The sequence below is a fragment of the Pseudomonas triclosanedens genome (assembly GCF_026686735.1).
Classification (GTDB): domain Bacteria; phylum Pseudomonadota; class Gammaproteobacteria; order Pseudomonadales; family Pseudomonadaceae; genus Pseudomonas; species Pseudomonas triclosanedens.
The window spans coordinates 1,657,251-1,672,983 of record NZ_CP113432.1; the positions used below are offsets into that span (position 1 = coordinate 1,657,251).

Annotated in this window: 17 protein-coding genes; 5 read left to right on the forward strand and 12 right to left on the reverse strand. The window is 65.0% G+C overall.

Going from position 1 to position 15,733, the window contains the following annotated elements; genetic code table 11:
- Positions 1–49: 49 nt before the first annotated feature.
- From OU419_RS07840 to OU419_RS07850, 3 genes are all read right to left on the reverse strand, one after another.
- Complete coding sequence (locus OU419_RS07840) at positions 50–1,372, reverse strand: aspartate aminotransferase family protein (protein WP_254471571.1); 1,323 nt, start codon at positions 1,370–1,372, stop codon at positions 50–52.
- On the reverse strand, positions 1,369–2,466 hold the full coding sequence (locus tag OU419_RS07845) for a phosphotransferase (protein WP_254471570.1): 1,098 nt from the start codon (positions 2,464–2,466) through the stop codon (positions 1,369–1,371). The genes OU419_RS07840 and OU419_RS07845 overlap by 4 nt, the downstream gene beginning before the upstream one ends.
- A 95-nt stretch (positions 2,467–2,561) precedes the next feature.
- Positions 2,562–3,590, reverse strand: a complete 1,029-nt coding sequence (locus tag OU419_RS07850) for an ABC transporter substrate-binding protein (RefSeq protein WP_254471569.1) — start codon at positions 3,588–3,590, stop codon at positions 2,562–2,564.
- A gap of 265 nt (positions 3,591–3,855) precedes the next feature.
- On the opposite strand from OU419_RS07850, the gene OU419_RS07855 reads away from it, so the two are divergent.
- Together OU419_RS07855 and OU419_RS07860 are read left to right on the forward strand one after the other, a co-directional pair.
- Positions 3,856–4,590, forward strand: coding sequence for an SDR family NAD(P)-dependent oxidoreductase (locus tag OU419_RS07855; protein ID WP_254471568.1), 735 nt, complete (start codon positions 3,856–3,858; stop codon positions 4,588–4,590).
- 71 nt (positions 4,591–4,661) lie between these two features.
- On the forward strand, positions 4,662–5,348 hold the full coding sequence (locus OU419_RS07860) for a GntR family transcriptional regulator (RefSeq protein ID WP_254471567.1): 687 nt from the start codon (positions 4,662–4,664) through the stop codon (positions 5,346–5,348).
- A gap of 55 nt (positions 5,349–5,403) precedes the next feature.
- On the opposite strand, the gene OU419_RS07865 is transcribed toward OU419_RS07860, so the two are convergent.
- The 5 genes from OU419_RS07865 to OU419_RS07885 form a co-directional block, all read right to left on the reverse strand.
- A complete protein-coding gene (locus OU419_RS07865; RefSeq protein WP_254471566.1) occupies positions 5,404–6,105 on the reverse strand; it encodes an ATP-binding cassette domain-containing protein in 702 nt (233 codons plus the stop codon).
- 3 nt (positions 6,106–6,108) lie between these two features.
- Complete coding sequence (gene livG, locus OU419_RS07870; RefSeq protein WP_254471565.1) at positions 6,109–6,876, reverse strand: high-affinity branched-chain amino acid ABC transporter ATP-binding protein LivG; 768 nt, start codon at positions 6,874–6,876, stop codon at positions 6,109–6,111.
- Entirely contained in the window at positions 6,873–8,129 is a 1,257-nt protein-coding gene (locus OU419_RS07875; protein ID WP_254471564.1) for a high-affinity branched-chain amino acid ABC transporter permease LivM, read from the reverse strand. Before OU419_RS07875 ends, livG begins: the two co-directional genes overlap by 4 nt.
- Positions 8,126–9,049 (reverse strand): high-affinity branched-chain amino acid ABC transporter permease LivH, encoded by a 924-nt coding sequence (gene livH / locus OU419_RS07880; RefSeq protein ID WP_254471563.1) that lies wholly within the window; start codon positions 9,047–9,049, stop codon positions 8,126–8,128. The genes OU419_RS07875 and livH overlap by 4 nt, the downstream gene beginning before the upstream one ends.
- 116 nt (positions 9,050–9,165) lie before the next feature.
- A complete protein-coding gene (locus OU419_RS07885; RefSeq protein WP_254471562.1) occupies positions 9,166–10,287 on the reverse strand; it encodes a branched-chain amino acid ABC transporter substrate-binding protein in 1,122 nt (373 codons plus the stop codon).
- A 309-nt stretch (positions 10,288–10,596) separates the two neighbouring features.
- Between OU419_RS07885 and OU419_RS07890 the strand changes: the two genes are divergently transcribed.
- Positions 10,597–10,914 (forward strand): DUF2288 domain-containing protein, encoded by a 318-nt coding sequence (locus OU419_RS07890; RefSeq protein ID WP_254471561.1) that lies wholly within the window; start codon positions 10,597–10,599, stop codon positions 10,912–10,914.
- 66 nt (positions 10,915–10,980) lie between these two features.
- Positions 10,981–11,346, forward strand: coding sequence for a DUF5064 family protein (locus tag OU419_RS07895; RefSeq protein WP_254471560.1), 366 nt, complete (start codon positions 10,981–10,983; stop codon positions 11,344–11,346).
- Between the two features lie 75 nt (positions 11,347–11,421).
- Here the strand turns inward: OU419_RS07895 and phnE are convergent, their stop codons facing one another.
- The 4 genes from phnE to OU419_RS07915 are packed head-to-tail and all read right to left on the reverse strand — an operon-like array spanning position 11,422 to position 14,670.
- Complete coding sequence (phnE, locus tag OU419_RS07900) at positions 11,422–12,192, reverse strand: phosphonate ABC transporter, permease protein PhnE (RefSeq protein WP_254471559.1); 771 nt, start codon at positions 12,190–12,192, stop codon at positions 11,422–11,424.
- Positions 12,189–13,016, reverse strand: a complete 828-nt coding sequence (locus OU419_RS07905; protein ID WP_254471558.1) for a PhnE/PtxC family ABC transporter permease — start codon at positions 13,014–13,016, stop codon at positions 12,189–12,191. Before OU419_RS07905 ends, phnE begins: the two co-directional genes overlap by 4 nt.
- Positions 13,010–13,816, reverse strand: coding sequence for a phosphonate ABC transporter ATP-binding protein (locus OU419_RS07910; protein WP_254471557.1), 807 nt, complete (start codon positions 13,814–13,816; stop codon positions 13,010–13,012). Before OU419_RS07910 ends, OU419_RS07905 begins: the two co-directional genes overlap by 7 nt.
- Positions 13,813–14,670, reverse strand: coding sequence for a putative selenate ABC transporter substrate-binding protein (locus OU419_RS07915; protein ID WP_254471556.1), 858 nt, complete (start codon positions 14,668–14,670; stop codon positions 13,813–13,815). Before OU419_RS07915 ends, OU419_RS07910 begins: the two co-directional genes overlap by 4 nt.
- A 171-nt stretch (positions 14,671–14,841) precedes the next feature.
- Here OU419_RS07915 and OU419_RS07920 point away from each other — a divergent pair, with 171 nt between their 5' ends.
- Positions 14,842–15,732, forward strand: coding sequence for an NAD(P)-dependent oxidoreductase (locus OU419_RS07920; RefSeq protein ID WP_254471555.1), 891 nt, complete (start codon positions 14,842–14,844; stop codon positions 15,730–15,732).
- Position 15,733: the final 1 nt, after the last annotated feature.

Sequence of the window (15,733 nt, forward strand, 5' to 3'; positions counted from 1 at the left end):
AAGGCGAGGCTCGCGCTGCGGCCCTCGCCTTTTCGTATTGCCTTGCGGATCAGCCGGCGACTTCGCCCAGCGCCTGGTCCAGCGTGTCGATGAACAGCTCGGCGTGCTCCTGCTCGAAGGCCAGCAGCGGGCGAATCTTCAGGATGTTCTCCAGCGGGCCGGCGGCACTGATCAGCACGCCGCGTTCGCGCATGGCGTTGACTACCCGGCGGGTCTGTGTGGCGGCCGGAGTCTTGGCGGTGCGATCGGTTACCAGTTCCATGCCGAGGAACAGCCCGGCGCCGCGTACGTCGCCCACCAGTTCATGCCGCTCGGCGAGCTTGCGCATGCCGTCCAGAAGGAGCTCGCCGATGCGCTGCGAGCGCTGCTGCAGGTGTTCGTCGCGGATCACGTCGAGTACGGCCTGGGCGGCAGCACAGGACACCGGGTTGCCGCCGAAGGTGTTGAAGTAGCGCACGTTGCGGCCGAAGCTTTCGAGAATGTCCCCGCGCGCGACGACGCCAGCGATCGGCTGGCCGTTGCCCATCGGCTTGCCGAGAGTTACCAGGTCTGGCACTACGCCGTGGCGCTGGAATCCCCACATGTTCAGGCCGGTGCGGGCGAAGCCGCATTGCACTTCGTCGGCGATGTAGAGCAGGCCTTCCTCGCGAGCGATTTTCACCGCATCGGCGAGGAAGCCGGCCGGGTCGGGGAACACGCCGTCGCTGGCGAAGATGCCATCGAGCAGCAGCGCGGCAGGCTTGATGCCGTGGGCGCGCAGGTCGGCAATGGCGGAGCGCACGTCGTCGGCGAGGGCTTTGGCGACGTTCTCCGCGCCCAGGCGGTAGGCATCCGGAGCGCGCACGGTGCGGGCGTGGGCGGGCAGGGTGATGCCGCTGCCGAGAGCCGGTGAGAGCTCGGAAATATCGCCGGTGACACCGTGGTAGGCGAAGCGCGTGATGATCACGCCGGTACCACCGGTGTATTGCCGGGCGATGCGCAGGGCGAGGTCGTTGGCCTCGCTGCCGGTGCAGGTGAACATCACCTGGCTCAGTTCGGTGGGGAAGGTGCCGAGCAGGTCTTCGGCGTAGTCGAGGATGCCTTCCTGGAGGTAGCGGGTGTGGGTGTTCAGCACTGCCGCCTGGCTGGCGATGGCCTGTACCACGCGCGGGTGGCAGTGGCCGATGGAGGCGACGTTATTGTAGGCGTCCAGGTAGCGGCGCCCTTGCTTGTCGTAGAGCCACACGCCCTCGCCGCGCACAGTATGCAGCGGGCGTTCGTAGAACAGCCGGTATGCCGGCCCGAGCAGACGCTCGCGGCGTTCGATCAGGTGGCGCTCCTCGTCGCTCAGGCGGTCGGCATCGGCCTGGCTGAATCCGTTGGGCATGGTCATGGACGGGGCTCCTCTCTACCAGTGGCGATAGGGTTGGCGGCGGCGTGGCAGGCGGCAGCGATCTGTTCCTGGGCCTGTTCCCGGCTCAGGCTGGCCAGGCCCCGCAGGCCCTGCCAGGCGTGGCGCGTGTTGCGCAGGATGTAGTCGCGGTTCTCGGGATGCAGGCTGGCGCGCCAGGCGGTGATGCACAGGGTCATGGTCAGCCGCGTGGCGATCAGGTCGGCGAGGATTTCCTGCTCGGCTTCCAGCAGTGGCCGGCGGCGATGGTAGGCGGCGATCATTTCGGCGGCGGTGCCCAGCGGTGCGTCGGGCTCGCCTACCTGGTAGGCGGCGGCGACGCCGAGGTCGTTGATCAGCGGGGCGTGGACCATGTCGCCGAAATCGAGGATGTTGCGCAGCCGCTCGGGGTGCGCGGCGTCGACGATCACGTTGTGCGGGTTGAGGTCGTTGTGGATCACCTGGGCGCGCAGCCCGGCCTGGCGGGGCAGGGCATGGCGCTCGAAGTTGTCGAGGAAACGCTCGACCAGCGCGCGCTGGTCGCGGTCTTCGATGTAGGTCAGCAGGCGGCGCAGGCGCGAGGCGTGCTTCATGTCCCACAGCAGTTCGTGGCCGGAGGCCGGGTGTTCGAAACCGTCGAGCGCAATGCCCAGCCGCGCCAGGGCGTCTCCAAGGTTCTCGCGCAGGGCGCGGCTGCGTTGTTGCACTCGGTGCAGCGGCAGGCCGTCGACGAAGGAGAACAGGCGGGCGAGCATCGGTTGTCCGTCGACTTCCACCGAAACCTGGTATTCGCCATTCAGCGCGGGGTAGACGCGCTGTACCGGCAGTGTCGGGTCGGCGGCTTCCACGCGCAGCAGTGCGCGGTTCTGGAAGTCCACCACTTGCGGGTCTTCCAGCGGATGGGACAGTTTCAGCAGGCGCGATTCGCCGCGTCCGTCGCCGATCTGGAAATTCAGGTCACGCTCGCCGGCGAGCCTGGTCGGCGTGCCATGCAGGCCGAAGCATTCGGCGGCGATGGCAGCGGCCTGGGTGTCGCTCACCTGGGCGGGGGCCGCTTCCAGCAGGTGATCTTGAGCGGGGGCAGTGTTGAGGGGCACGGGTACTTCTCCAGCGGGTCCAGCAGGTCAATCGTGCAGCCGCCCGGCGAGTCGCGCCACCCCGCCCGGCGCGAGACCGGGCGGGGTGGCGGCGCTTACTTGCTCGCCCAGGCGTTGAAGCGTTGTTCCAGTTCCTCCCCGTGGTCGATCCAGAACTCGGTGTCCATTGCCCGCGCGTTCTCCAGGTTCTGCGGAGCGGTGGGCAGTTTGGTGGCGATGGCCGGGTCGATCAGCGGGATGGTGTTCTTGTTGGTCGGGCCGTAGGGAATGTTCTCGGCGAAGACCTTCTGGTGCTCGGGCTTGTTGGCCAGGGCGATGAAGCGCTCGGCCAGTTCCTTGTTCGGGCTGCCCTTGACGATGGCCCAGTGGTCGAGGTCATAGATGCTGCCGTTCCACTGGATGGCGAAGTCGCGGCCTTCCTTCTGGGCGGTGGCGACACGGCCGTTGTAGGCGCTGGTCATCACTACGTCGCCCGCGGCCAGCCATTGCAGCGGCTGTGCGCCGGCTTCCCACCACTGGATGTAGGGCTTGAGCTCGTCGAGCTTCTTGAACGCGCGGTCGACGCCTTCCTTGGTGCCGAGCACTTTGTACAGGTCGGCCTGTTTCACGCCGTCGGCTTCCAGGGCGAATTCCAGGGTGAACTTGGCGCCGCGCCGCAGGCCGCGCTTGCCGGGGTATTTCTTGACGTCCCAGAAGTCGGCCCAACTGGTGGGCGCGCTGGCGAGTTTCTTGGCGTCGTAGGTGAGGACGGTGGACCAGATGAAGATGCCCACGCCGCAGTCGCTCACGGCGGCATCGAGGAAGTCGCCCTGTTTGCCGAGCCTGGACCAGTCGAGCTGCTCGAAGAGGCCCTCGCTGCAGCCACGCATCAGTTCCGGGGACTCCACTTCGACCACGTCCCAACTGGTTTTGCCAGTGTCGGCCATGACCTTGATCTTGGCCATCTCGCCGTTGTACTCGGCGCCCTGGACGGTGACCTTGGCCTGCTCGGCGAAGGGTTTGTAGAAGGCCTTTTCCTGGGCCACTTTGTTGTCGCCACCGAATGACACTACGGTGAGGGTTTCGGCGTGGAGCTGGGCGGCGCCGCCGGCCAGCAACATCAGTGCTGCAACTTTCTTGAACATGCGATTACTCCAGGTCGGGCCGCTGTGGCCACGGTAGTCAGAGGGCAGCTTCAAGAGGGGCTGGGACGGCCCTAGCTGGCAGGCCGGCCGATTGCCCGGGGCCTCAGGGAGAGGAGCGTGGAGCGCAGGTGCGGTCGGTCATGGGATGTCCTCCGGGTTCTTGTTGTTGTGCGAGTGGGACGGAGGCATTAAAACACCTTCCAAAACATGATGCATCATGTTTTATTCTTGCCATCGGATTGCGAAACGGACATCGGAGCACACCATGAATCAGACCCGGACCTTGCTGCTCACTGGCGCCAGCCGCGGTATCGGCCATGCCACGGTGAAGCACTTCAACGCAGCCGGCTGGCGCGTATTCACCGCCTCGCGCCAGGACTGGAGCGCCGAATGCCCGTGGGCCGAAGGCTTGATCAACCACATCCACCTCGACCTGGAAGACATCGATAGCGTGCAGGCCAACCTGCCGCTGATCCGCGAAAAGCTCGGCGGGCAGTTGCATGCGCTGGTGAACAACGCAGGTATTTCGCCGAAGGGCCCGGAAGGCGCGCGCCTGGGCGTACTGGAGAGCAACTACGGCACCTGGCTGAAGGTGTTCAACGTCAACCTGTTTTCGACCGCGCTGCTGGCGCGCGGGCTGTTCGACGAGCTGAAGGCGGCGAAGGGCTCGGTGATCAACGTCACTTCAATCGCCGGTTCCCGCGTGCATCCCTTCGCGGGTGTCGCCTATGCCTGTTCCAAGGCTGCGCTGGCGGCGCTGACCCGCGAGATGGCCCATGACTTCGGCCCACACGGCGTGCGGGTCAATGCCATCGCGCCGGGGGAGATCGATACGGCGATCCTGTCTTCGGGCACCGAGTTGATCGTCGAGCGCGACATCCCGATGCACCGCCTGGGCAAGCCGGAGGAGGTCGCCTCGCTGATCCACTTCCTCTGCACAAGCGGTGCGTCGTACGTGAATGGCGCGGAAATCCATGTCAACGGCGGCCAGCATGTCTGACCGGCGCTGGCATTCGTCGTTGGCAGCGACCATCATTCGCGGCTGAAACCGCACCCTGTCACGAGATTGCGATGACCTACCCGATAGAAGGGCTGAACCATTCCTGCCTGGGCAGTGGCGTATACGCGCTGCTGCGCGATGCGCTGATCACCGGCCGCTTCAAGCCGGACGACCGCCTGCGCATCCGCGACCTGGCCCAGCAACTGGGCACCAGCGTCACGCCGGTGCGCGATGCGATTCTGCAACTGGCCAAGGAGCAGGCGCTGGTACTGCGGACACCGCGCGATATCCGCGTCCCTCTGCTGACCCGCGAGCAATACCTGGAAATCCGCAGTATCCGCGTGGCGCTGGAAGGTCTTGCCGCCGAGACCGCCGCCGCGCAGGCCAGCGCCGAGCAACTGGACCTGCTCGAAGCCAACATCCGCGACAACCTCGCGGCGATCCATGCTGAGGATCTGGTGCTGGCGCTCAAGCTCAACCAGGCATTCCATTTCGCCCTGGCCGACATCGCCGGCATGCCGTTGCTGCGTTCTTTCCTCGACAGCCTGTGGATGCGCACCGGCCCGCTGATCGCCCAGGCTTACGCCGATTTCAATGAGCGCATGGCCATCGAGCACCATTGGGAGGTGCTGCGGGCGTTGCGCGAGGGCGATGGCGCGACGGCGCGCGCGGCAATTCACGCCGATCTGCTCGACGGCAGCGAGAAGATGCTGGAGTTCATCGCCCAGAGCGAGGTGGCGGAGCAGGTGGCGGGCTGATCGCACGGCAAAGAAAAACGGCCCCGAAGGGCCGTTTGCCTTGCCATGCGGTACGTCAGCCGCCCAGGTAGGCGTCGCGTACCTTGGGGTTCACCAGCAGGTTGGCGCCGGTGTCCTGCATGACGATGTGGCCGTTCTCCAGCACGTAGCCGCGGTCGGCGAGCTTCAGCGCCTGGTTGGCGTTCTGCTCGACGAGGAAGACGGTAACGCCTTCCTGGCGCAGTTGTTCGACGATGTCGAAGATCTGCTGGATGATGATCGGCGCAAGGCCCAGGGATGGTTCGTCGAGCAGCAGCAGCTTGGGCTTGCTCATCAGCGCGCGACCGATGGCGAGCATCTGCTGCTCACCGCCGGACATGGTGCCGCCGCGCTGGTTGAAGCGTTCCTTCAGGCGCGGGAAGAGAGTCAGGACCTTGTCCATCTGCTCCTGGTAGTCCCCCTTGCTGGTGAAGAAGCCGCCCATCGCCAGGTTCTCCTCCACGGTCAGGCGGGCGAACACGCGGCGGCCTTCCGGCACGACGGCGATGCTCTTGCGCATGATCACGGAGGATTCCTTGCCGACCAGTTCCTCACCCATATAGGTGATGCTGCCGGATGAGGCGCGCGGCGAGCCGCAGAGGGTCATCAGCAGGGTGGACTTGCCGGCGCCGTTGGCACCGATCAGCGTCACGATCTCGCCCTGCTGGACTTCCATGCTGACTTCATGCAACGCCTGGATCTTGCCGTAGAAGGTGGAAACCTTGTCGAACTTCAGCATGACTCAGGCCTCCCCCAGATAGGCTTTGATCACATCCGGGTTGTCGCGGATTTCTTCCGGCGCACCGTCGGCGAGTGGCGTGCCCTGGTTGATCACATAGATATGGTCGGAAATGCTCATCACCAGCTTCATGTCGTGCTCGATCAGCAGCACGGTAACGCCATGTTCGGCGCGCAGCATGGCGATCAGTGCCTTGAGGTCCTCGGTTTCCCGAGGGTTCAGACCGGCGGCCGGCTCGTCGAGCATCAACAATTGCGGACGGGTCATCATGCAGCGGGCAATCTCCAGGCGGCGCTGCTGGCCATAGGCGAGGGTACCCGCCGGGCGGTTGGCGACGTCCTTGAGATTGACAATTTCCAGCCAGTGCGCGGCATAGTCCAGCGCCTCGGCTTCCGCGCGGCGGAAGGCCGGGGTCTTGAGCAGGCCGGAGAGGAAGTTGGTATTGATATGCCGGTGTTGGGCCACCAGCAGGTTCTCCACCGCGGTCATCTCCTTGAACAGGCGCACGTTCTGGAAGGTCCGCACCACTCCCTTGTGGGCGATTCTGTGGCCCGGCAGGCCCTGGATGGCTTCGCCGCGCAGCAGGATCTCGCCCCCGGTAGGTGCATAGAAACCGGTCAGGCAGTTGAACACGGTGGTCTTGCCGGCGCCGTTCGGGCCGATCATAGAGACCACCTGCTTTTCTTCGACCTTCAGTGCCACACCGTTGACGGCCAGCAGGCCGCCGAAGCGCATGGTCAGGCCGGATACTTCAAGAATCGGTCGACTCATTTACGCAACTCCAGGTGCGGGCGTTGCATGGGCAGTAGCCCCTGCGGACGCCAGATCATCATCAGCACCATGAGGGCGCCGAACATCAGCATGCGGTACTCGCTGAACTCGCGCATCAGCTCCGGCAGCAGGATCATTACCACGGCGGCCAGGATGACGCCGAGCTGGGAACCCATGCCGCCCAGGACCACGATGGCGAGGATGATGGCCGACTCGATGAAGGTGAATGATTCCGGAGTCACCAGGCCCTGGCGTGCAGCGAAGAAGCTGCCGGCGAACCCGGCGAAGCAGGCGCCGAGGGTGAAGGCGGAGAGCTTGATCAGCGTCGGGTTGAGGCCGAGGGCGCGGCAGGCGATCTCGTCTTCGCGCAGCGCTTCCCAGGCTCGGCCCAGAGGCATGCGCAGCAGACGGTTGATCACGAACAGCACCAGCAGCACCAGCAGCAGCGCGACCAGGTAGAGGAACACGACCTTGTAGTTCGAGTTGTAGGCGATGCCGAAGAACTCATGGAAGGTCTGCATGCCCTCGGGGGCTCGGCGTTCGAAGGTGAGGCCGAACAGGGTCGGCTTCTCGATGTTGCTGATGCCGTTGGGGCCGCCGGTCAGCCAGGTCATGTTGCGCAGCAGGATGCGGATGATCTCGCCAAAGCCCAGCGTCACGATGGCGAGGTAGTCCCCTCGCAGGCGCAATACCGGGAAACCGAGGATGAAGCCGAAGAACGCGGCCATCAGGCCGGCGATCGGCAGGCACACCCAGAAGCCCAGCCCGTAGTAGTGCGACAGCAGCGCATAGCTGTAGGCGCCCACGGCGTAGAAGCCCACGTAGCCAAGGTCGAGCAGGCCGGCGAGGCCCACCACGATGTTGAGCCCCAGACCCAGCAGCACGTAGATCAGGATCAGCGTGGCGATGTCCACCGCGCCGCGCGAGCCGAAGAACGGCCAGGCAAGGGCGACGACGATCAGCCCGAAGATGATCTTTCGTTGTACCGAGGCATGGGTCAGGCGTTCGGCCAGCCTGGTATGCGGGTGCGACAATGCCTGTTTCACACTGCCGCCGAAGGCGAAGCGGTCACGCACCAGTTGCCAGATGAACATGGCTACGGCACACGCGGCGATGGTCCACAGGGTGGCAGCGCTCACGCCCTCCAGCTGCAGGCCGATGCCGATTACGCTCAGTTTTACGCCGAGCACCGGGTAGGCGACGGCCATCACCAGCAGGGCGCTGAAGAATGCGGTCTTGAGTTTCTGGCTCATACCTTTTCCACCTCCGGGCGGCCGAGCAGGCCAGTGGGGCGGAACAACAGGACGAGTACCAGCAGGGTGAACGCCACTACGTCCTTGTACTGGTCACCGAACACGTCGGCGCCGAAGGCTTCGGCCACGCCGAGCACCAGCCCGCCGAGCATGGCGCCCGGAATGCTGCCGATGCCGCCCAGCACCGCGGCGGTGAACGCCTTGATGCCGGCCAGGAAGCCGATGTGCGGGTTGATCACGCCGTACTGCATGCCCAGCAATACCGCGGCCACGGCGGCCAGGGTGGCGCCGATCACGAAGGTCAGGGCGATGATGTTGTTGGTATTGATCCCCAGTAGGTTGGCCATCTTCAGGTCCTCGGCGCAGGCACGGCAGGCGCGGCCCAGACGGGAACGGGAAATGAACATGGACAGGCCGTACATGGTCAGCAGGGTGACGATGAAGATCAGCACCTGCATGTAGGAAATGGTCACGCCGGTCATTTCGTCGGCACCGATCACGAAATTGCCCGGCAGCAGGCTGGGGATTGCCTTGTCCTTGGAGTCCTGGGCGAGCAATACCTCGTTCTGGAGGAAGATCGACATGCCGATCGCGGAGATCAGCGGAATCAGCCGGTTGCTTCCACGCAGGGGCCGATAGGCGATTCGTTCGATGCTGTAGCCATACGCGCTTGTCACGATGATGGCGGCGGCGAAGGTGCAGATGATGACGACAGGAAGACTCACGATTCCCATCATCGCCAGCCCCGTGATCACGATGAAGGCTACGTACGAGCCAATCATGTACACCTCGCCGTGGGCGAAGTTGATCATGCCGATGATGCCGTAGACCATGGTGTAGCCGATGGCGATCAGGGCATAGGTGCTGCCGACGGTGAGGCCGTTGATCAGCTGTTGCAGGTAGTGATAGAGCTCAGGCATTACCTAACTCCTCGGGCGTCGCGTGAAGCGGCGCTTGTGGCGCGACGGACCCCCGGAATACTCGGATAAACAAAGCCCACTGCAGGGGCAGTGGGCTTTGTGTGTCGGCGGGTGGCTTACTTGGCTTCGGTCTTGGAACCGTCCTTGTGCCACTGGTAGACCACGAAGTTGAAGTTCTTCAGGTCGCCCTTCTCGTCGAAGGCCAGGGTGCCGGTGGGGGTCTCGAAGGTATTGGCGCGCAGTGCGGCGGCAACCTTGTCGGTGTCTTCGCTGCCGGCCTTCTTGATGCCTTCGGCGATGACTTCCACAGCGGCGTATGCCGGGAACACGAACGGACCGCTCGGGTCTTCGTTCTTGGCCTTGAACGCGTCAACCAGGGCCTTGTTCTTCGGATCCTGGTCGAAGGACTTGGGCAGGGTCACGTAGAGGCCTTCGGAGGCCGGGCCGGCGATAGCGGAGATTTCCTTGTTGCCGACGCCTTCCGGACCCATGAAGCCGACCTTCAGGCCCTTCTCGGCAGCCTGGCGCAGGATCAGGCCCAGCTCCGGGTGGTAGCCACCGTAGTAGACGAAGTCGACCTTGGCTTGCTTGAGCTTGGCGATCATCGCGGAGAAGTCCTTGTCACCGGCGTTGATGCCTTCGAACAGGGCTACCTTGATGCCTGCGTCTTCCAGGGTCTTCTTCACGGCAGTGGCGATACCTTCGCCGTACTGCTGCTTGTCGTGGATCACGGCCACGGTCTTGGGCTTGACGTGTTCGGCGATGAACTTGCCGGCGGTCGGGCCTTGCAGGCTGTCCAGACCGATGGTGCGGAAGATCAGCTTGTAGCCGCGGGAGGTGATGTCCGGGCTGGTGGAAGCCGCGGTGATCATCATGACGCCTTCGTCCTCATAGATATCGGACGCTGGCTGAGTGGAGCTGGAGCACAGGTGGCCAACGACGAACTTGACGCCATCGTTGACGATCTTGTTGGCAACGGCCACGGCCTGCTTGGGATCGCAAGCGTCGTCATAGACCACGCCTTCGAGTTGCTTGCCGTTTACGCCACCGGCCTTGTTGATCTGCTCGATGGCCATCTTCGCGCCAACGAACTGCATTTCCCCATACTGGGCGACGGCGCCGGTCACCGGGCCGGCCAGAGCGATCTTGATGGTGTCGGCGGCCATGGAGTAGCTGGCAACGCCGGCGAGTGCCAAGGCGGTGAACAGCTGGGAAAGACGCTGAGTACCCTTTTTCATAGTGCTCCACTCTTCTTGTGTTTTCGTTTTTGTAGTCCTGGGTCGCCTAGGCGTCCGGACCGGGATTGCCCCGGGCAGGCCCACCGGCAACTGTACCGGTACAGTGTAGAGTGCCGCTTCACCGATTGAAAAGCGGGGGGCGGCGGGCTGGCCGAGCGTATGTCGCAAGATTGAAACAAATGTACAAAATAACGGCGCTCCCCCGATCGGCCCCCAAGGGCGTTGCGTGACCGCCGAAAGCGCCGTTCGAACCTTGCCTGGAGCGGTCCCGGCGCTATCATGGCGCCGATTGTTTTCCAGGTGAGATCCATGACTGAACAAGCTAGCACCCTCTATGCCAAGTTGCTCGGTGAAACCGCGAAGATTTCCTGGCAGGAACTGCAGCCATTCTTCGCCCGCGGCGCCTTGCTCAACGTCGCCGCCGACGCCGATCTTGTAGAGGTCGCGATGGGCGTGGCCGAGGACGACAAGACCAAGGTTGCGGCTTGGTTGCAGAGCGGTACGCTGAACCGGGTCGACGAGCGCCAGGCCGAGGATTTCCTGGCGCGCGATCCCGAACTGTGGGCCGTGGTGATCGCTCCGTGGGTGCTGGTTCAAGAAAGAGTTCGAAAAGATACCGTGCACTGACACAGGGCGATTTCCAATTCACAAAGGCGGGCTAGACTGTCGTGATTCCATAGAAGGAGATTCGCCATGTTCGAACCGGGCCATCTGCACCTCCAGGCCATGCCGGGGCTGGATCAGCAGGAAATTGACGCTCACATCTATTACGAGATTCGCAGGGATGCGGTGAAGGGCGTTTACATGCACTTCACCATGAAAGGCGAAATCGACCGCAACGCCTTTACCGAAGAGTGGGACATGCCCAAGGAGCAGGCTTTCAACTTCGCCAGCGATGCCACCCGCATCGCGCAGAAGCATGGCCTGCATCCGCGTTTTGGCGCCGTGGTGCGCAACCACAAGGAGTATGACGCGATGTTCGAGGACATCCGCCAGAAGCTCGGCACCAACCCCGGCGATCCGATCGACCTGGACAAGGTGATTCACGGCGACTCGTAAAATACGTATTCGAAAAAAGCCCGGCCATGTGCCGGGCTTTTTGTTGCGTGGCGTACTGGCTCGCGCGCTGTTTTTCTACGTACTCACCCAGCGCTGCCGGGCCCATGCGCTGAAGGTATCGACGCCCAGCACCAGCAACAGCATGGCGAGAATCACCGTGGCGGCCTGAGCCTGCTGGAACAGGCTCAGGCTGAAGTACAGCATCTGTCCCAGCCCGCCCGCGCCAACGAAGCCGAGCACGCTGGCCATGCGGATGTTGTTCTCCCAGCGGTACAGGGTGTAGGCCACCAGTTGCGGCCAGACACCGGGCAGCGTGCCATAGGCGAACGCCGCGACCCGTCCGCCGCCAGCCAGGCGCACGGCTTCGGCGGGGGCGGTTGGGGTGTTTTCCAGGGCTTCGGCGAACAGCCGGCCCAGCACGCCGCCAGTGTGCAGCGCCAGTGCCAGCGTTCCGGCGTTCGGGCCGAGTCCGGCGGCCAGCACCATCAAGGCGCCCCAGACCAGCTCCGGTACCGCGCGCAGGGCGTTGAGCAAGAGCCGCGACAGGCTCTGTGCGCCCCGCCCGAAACGGCCCGCAGCCGGTAGTGCGACCAGCATGCCGAGCAATGCCGCGAGCAACGTTCCGATGGCCGACATGGCCAGGGTCTCCAGCACTCCCCGGCCGATGCCCCGCAGGTGCGCGACGGAAAGGTCCGGCGAGAGGAAGTCACGCGCGTAGGCGAGCATCTGGCCCAGTCCCTTGGCGCTGAACAGCCCGCCGGTATCCATCTGCAGGTAGGCGAACGAGGCAACGGCCGCCGCCACGACGAGCAGCAGCCAGCCCAGGCTGCGCAGCAGGCCGGTCATTCGAGCCTCCCGCGCAGGAAGCGGCTGAGCAGGTCGGCTCCGAGCACCAGCAGCAGGAAGGTCAGCAGGATGCTGGCCACCTCGCCGCCGGCGAACATGCGCAACGACAGGTCGATCTGCTGGCCGAGGCCGCCGGCCCCGACGAAGCCCATCACCACCGAGGCGCGGATCGCGCATTCCCAGCGGTAGACGGTGTAGGAGACCAGTTCCGGGGCCGCCGACGGCAGCACACCATAAGCGAACGCCTGCAAACGCGAGCCGCCGCCCAGCAGCAGGGCGCGGGTCGGGCGCGGGTCGACCGATTCGAATATTTCCGCGTAGACCTTGCCGAGCATGCCGCCGTAGGTGATGGCGATGGCCAGCACACCAGCGGTCGGGCCGAGCCCCACGGCGCGGACGAACAGCAGCGCCCAGACGATTTCCGGCACGCTGCGCAGCAGGATCAGCACACCGCGCACCGGCCAGCGCAATGCGCGGGCCCACCAGGCGGGAAGGCCGTTGCGCGGCAACGCCGAGATCGACAGCGCGCGGGTGGCCAGCAGCGCGGCAGGGAAGGCGATCAGCCACGCCAGGGCCATGCCGGCGGTGGCGATGGCCAGGGTTTCCAGGGTAGCGCGGCCGAGGAGGCGGAGGAATTCGTCGTCATGGGCCGGCGGCCAGAAGCCGCCGAGGAAGTTCGCCATCGTCCGTGCGTTGTCGCCGCTGAACAGGCCGGGGATGTCCAGCTCTGACAAGCGCAGCCCCGGCCACAGCAGGACCAGGGCCAGCAGTGTCAGCAACAGGCGTGGCAGCGCCGCCGGGTCGCGATTGGATGTGGTCAGCATCGTGGAATCTGCACCACTACCGGAGCACCCACTGGCGATGCGGATGCCTGTTGGCCGAGTTGTTCGTTGGCATACAGCGCGCGAAGGTCGTCCGGGGTGACCTGCTCCGCGGGTTTGTCGAAGGCGATGCGGCCGTCGCGGACGCCGACGATGCGGGGGAAATGCTCCAGCGCCAGGTCGACCGCGTGCAGGCTGGCGAGCAGGGTCACGCCACGGCTCTGCGCTTCGCGGTTGAGCACGCCGAGGGTGTGGCCGGCGAGTACCGGGTCCATTGCCGAGACGGGTTCATCCGCCAGCAGTAGTTCGGCCCGCTGGTACAGCGCACGGGCGATGCCGACGCGTTGCAGTTGGCCGCCGGAGAGCTGGTCGCAGCGCTCGAACAATTTGTCACCCAGGTCCAGACGTTGCAGCTCGGTGCGTGCGCCGGCGCTGTCCAGCGGATAGAGCAGGCTGGCCAGGCTCTTCCACAGCGGCCATTGGCCGAGGCGCCCGGCGAGTACGGCGGTGACCACGCGCTGGCGCGGCGGCAGCGGCGGTGCCTGGTGGACCAGGGCGATGCGCGAGCGCAGACGCTGGCGGGCGTTGCCGCTCAGCGTCCAGGGCAGGGTACCGAGCGCTTCGTAGCTACCCGCCGAAGGTTGCAGGGCGGTGGCCAGGATGCGCAGCAGGGTGGTCTTGCCTGCGCCGGAAGGACCGATGACCGCCACTCGTTCACCGGCATCGACGGCGAGATCGATACCGGCGAGCGAGCGCTGGCCGTTGGCGTGGATGTGCTCCACGCCGGTCAGTCGCAGCATCACTTCAGCAGGCCGGCGGCGCGTGCCGATTCCTCGATGCCCTTGTAGTTCTCGGGCTTGGTCTCGATGAAGCGGCTGGCCGCCTGGAGATCGAGGATTTCCTTGTCACGCGGCTTGCTCGGATCGAGCGCGAGGAAGGCTTTCTTGATCTTCTCCGCCAGCTCGGGGTCGAGGTTGCCGCGCACGGTCCAGTTGTAGTCGTAGTAGGTCGGGGTGGTGGCGAAGACCTTCACCTTGCTGGTGTCGACCTTGCCGGAGTCAACCAGCTTCTGCCAGACCGAGGCGTTCAGCACGCCGGCGTCGACCTTGCCGGCCTGGACCCAGGCGACGGTGGCGTCGTGGGCGCCGGAGTAGGCCACGCGGGAGAAGAACTGCTCGGGCACCACGCCGTCCTTCTGCATGAAGTAGCGCGGCATCAGGCTGCCGGAGGTGGAGGACACGGAACCGAAGGCGAAGGTCTTGCCCTTGAGGTCCTGGATCGACTTCACATTCGGGTCGGCGGTGATGAATTTGCTGGTGAACTGCTGGTCCTGCTCGCGCTGCACCAGCGGGATGGCGTTGCCGGTCTTCAGGCGCGCCTGGACGAAGGTGAAGCCGCCCAGCCAGGCCATGTCCAGGCGGTCCGAAGCCAGGGCCTCGACTACCCCGGCATAGTCGGAAACCGGGATGAACTTCACCGGCATGCCCAGTTGTTCTTCGAGGTAGGCACCCAGCGGCTTGAACTTGCGCAGCAGTTCGGTGGGGGCTTCGTCAGGGATGGCCGAGACCTTGAGTTCCTTGAGGGCTTCGGCATGGGTAACGGATGCAGCGAAGGACAGCGCAAAGCAGGCGGCGAGCGCCAGGGTGCGTTTCAGCATGGGAGCAGTCTCCGGTTCAATAGCGGAAAAAGCCTGGGAAGTATAGTGGCGGTCTGCCCGCGTGTTCCCCGACCTTGGGTTCACGCGCCTACCGGCAGGCTCGGCCTTGGGCCTCGCGGGGGTTAAGATGGCCGCCCCCGTGCCCGCTATTTTGCCTGACAGGAGTTACAGATGTCTGCCTTGCCTTCCATTGCCTTCGCCGGTCTCGGCCTGATGGGCGTGCCGATGTCGCGCCGCCTGCTCGCCGCAGGCTATCCGCTGACCGTCTGGAACCGTTCTGCCGGCAAGCGCGCGCTGCTCGCGGGGGAGGGCGCCAGGGCCGTTGAGCGCCCCGAGCAACTGTGCGCGGATGCCGAGGTGGTGATGCTCTGCCTGGCCGATACCGCCGCCGTGCGCGAGGTGGTGTTCGGTGCCGGTGGGATCGTTGAACGAGCGCGCGCCGGGCAGTTGCTGGTGGACTTCTCCAGCCTGGAGCCGGCCGCCACCCGCGAAATGGCCGCCGAGCTTGAGGCGCGGACCGGCATGCGCTGGATCGATGCGCCGGTGTCCGGCGGAACGCAGGGGGCCGAGGCGGGCACCTTGGCGATCATGGCAGGCGGCCGGGCGGACGACATCGAGCGCATACGGCCGATCCTGGAAAACCTTGGCCAGCGCCTGACGCGAATGGGGGATATCGGTGCGGGTCAGGTGACCAAGGTGTGCAACCAGATGATCGTCGCCTGCAATGCGCTGGTGATCGCCGAGGTGGTGGCGCTGGCCGAGAAATCCGGCGTCGATGCCGGCCTTATCGCACCGGCGCTGGCCGGTGGCTTCGCCGATTCCAAACCGCTGCAGATCCTTGCACCGCAGATGGCCGAGAGCCGTTTCGAGCCGGTGAAGTGGCACGTCCGCACGCTGCTCAAGGATCTGGATACCGCCGTGAAGCTCTCCCGCGAAGAAGGCTCGGCCACGCCCATGAGCGGCCTTGCCGCGCAACTGATGCGCTTGCACGGCAGCCAGGGCAACCTAGAACGCGACCCGGCTACCCTGGTCGAGCAATACCGTCAGCCGAAGGAGCTGTGAT

Coding starts and splice junctions, on each gene's coding strand:
- OU419_RS07915 (WP_254471556.1), bottom strand. CDS start 14,670: ATGCTGAAACGCACCCTGGCGCTCGCCGCCTGCTTTGCGCTGTCCTTC.
- OU419_RS07840 (WP_254471571.1), bottom strand. CDS start 1,372: ATGACCATGCCCAACGGATTCAGCCAGGCCGATGCCGACCGCCTGAGC.
- OU419_RS07895 (WP_254471560.1), top strand. CDS start 10,981: ATGTTCGAACCGGGCCATCTGCACCTCCAGGCCATGCCGGGGCTGGAT.
- phnE (WP_254471559.1), bottom strand. CDS start 12,192: ATGACCGGCCTGCTGCGCAGCCTGGGCTGGCTGCTGCTCGTCGTGGCG.
- OU419_RS07850 (WP_254471569.1), bottom strand. CDS start 3,590: ATGTTCAAGAAAGTTGCAGCACTGATGTTGCTGGCCGGCGGCGCCGCC.
- OU419_RS07860 (WP_254471567.1), top strand. CDS start 4,662: ATGACCTACCCGATAGAAGGGCTGAACCATTCCTGCCTGGGCAGTGGC.
- OU419_RS07905 (WP_254471558.1), bottom strand. CDS start 13,016: ATGCTGACCACATCCAATCGCGACCCGGCGGCGCTGCCACGCCTGTTG.
- OU419_RS07920 (WP_254471555.1), top strand. CDS start 14,842: ATGTCTGCCTTGCCTTCCATTGCCTTCGCCGGTCTCGGCCTGATGGGC.
- livG (WP_254471565.1), bottom strand. CDS start 6,876: ATGAGTCGACCGATTCTTGAAGTATCCGGCCTGACCATGCGCTTCGGC.
- OU419_RS07890 (WP_254471561.1), top strand. CDS start 10,597: ATGACTGAACAAGCTAGCACCCTCTATGCCAAGTTGCTCGGTGAAACC.
- OU419_RS07865 (WP_254471566.1), bottom strand. CDS start 6,105: ATGCTGAAGTTCGACAAGGTTTCCACCTTCTACGGCAAGATCCAGGCG.
- livH (WP_254471563.1), bottom strand. CDS start 9,049: ATGCCTGAGCTCTATCACTACCTGCAACAGCTGATCAACGGCCTCACC.
- OU419_RS07885 (WP_254471562.1), bottom strand. CDS start 10,287: ATGAAAAAGGGTACTCAGCGTCTTTCCCAGCTGTTCACCGCCTTGGCA.
- OU419_RS07875 (WP_254471564.1), bottom strand. CDS start 8,129: ATGAGCCAGAAACTCAAGACCGCATTCTTCAGCGCCCTGCTGGTGATG.
- OU419_RS07855 (WP_254471568.1), top strand. CDS start 3,856: ATGAATCAGACCCGGACCTTGCTGCTCACTGGCGCCAGCCGCGGTATC.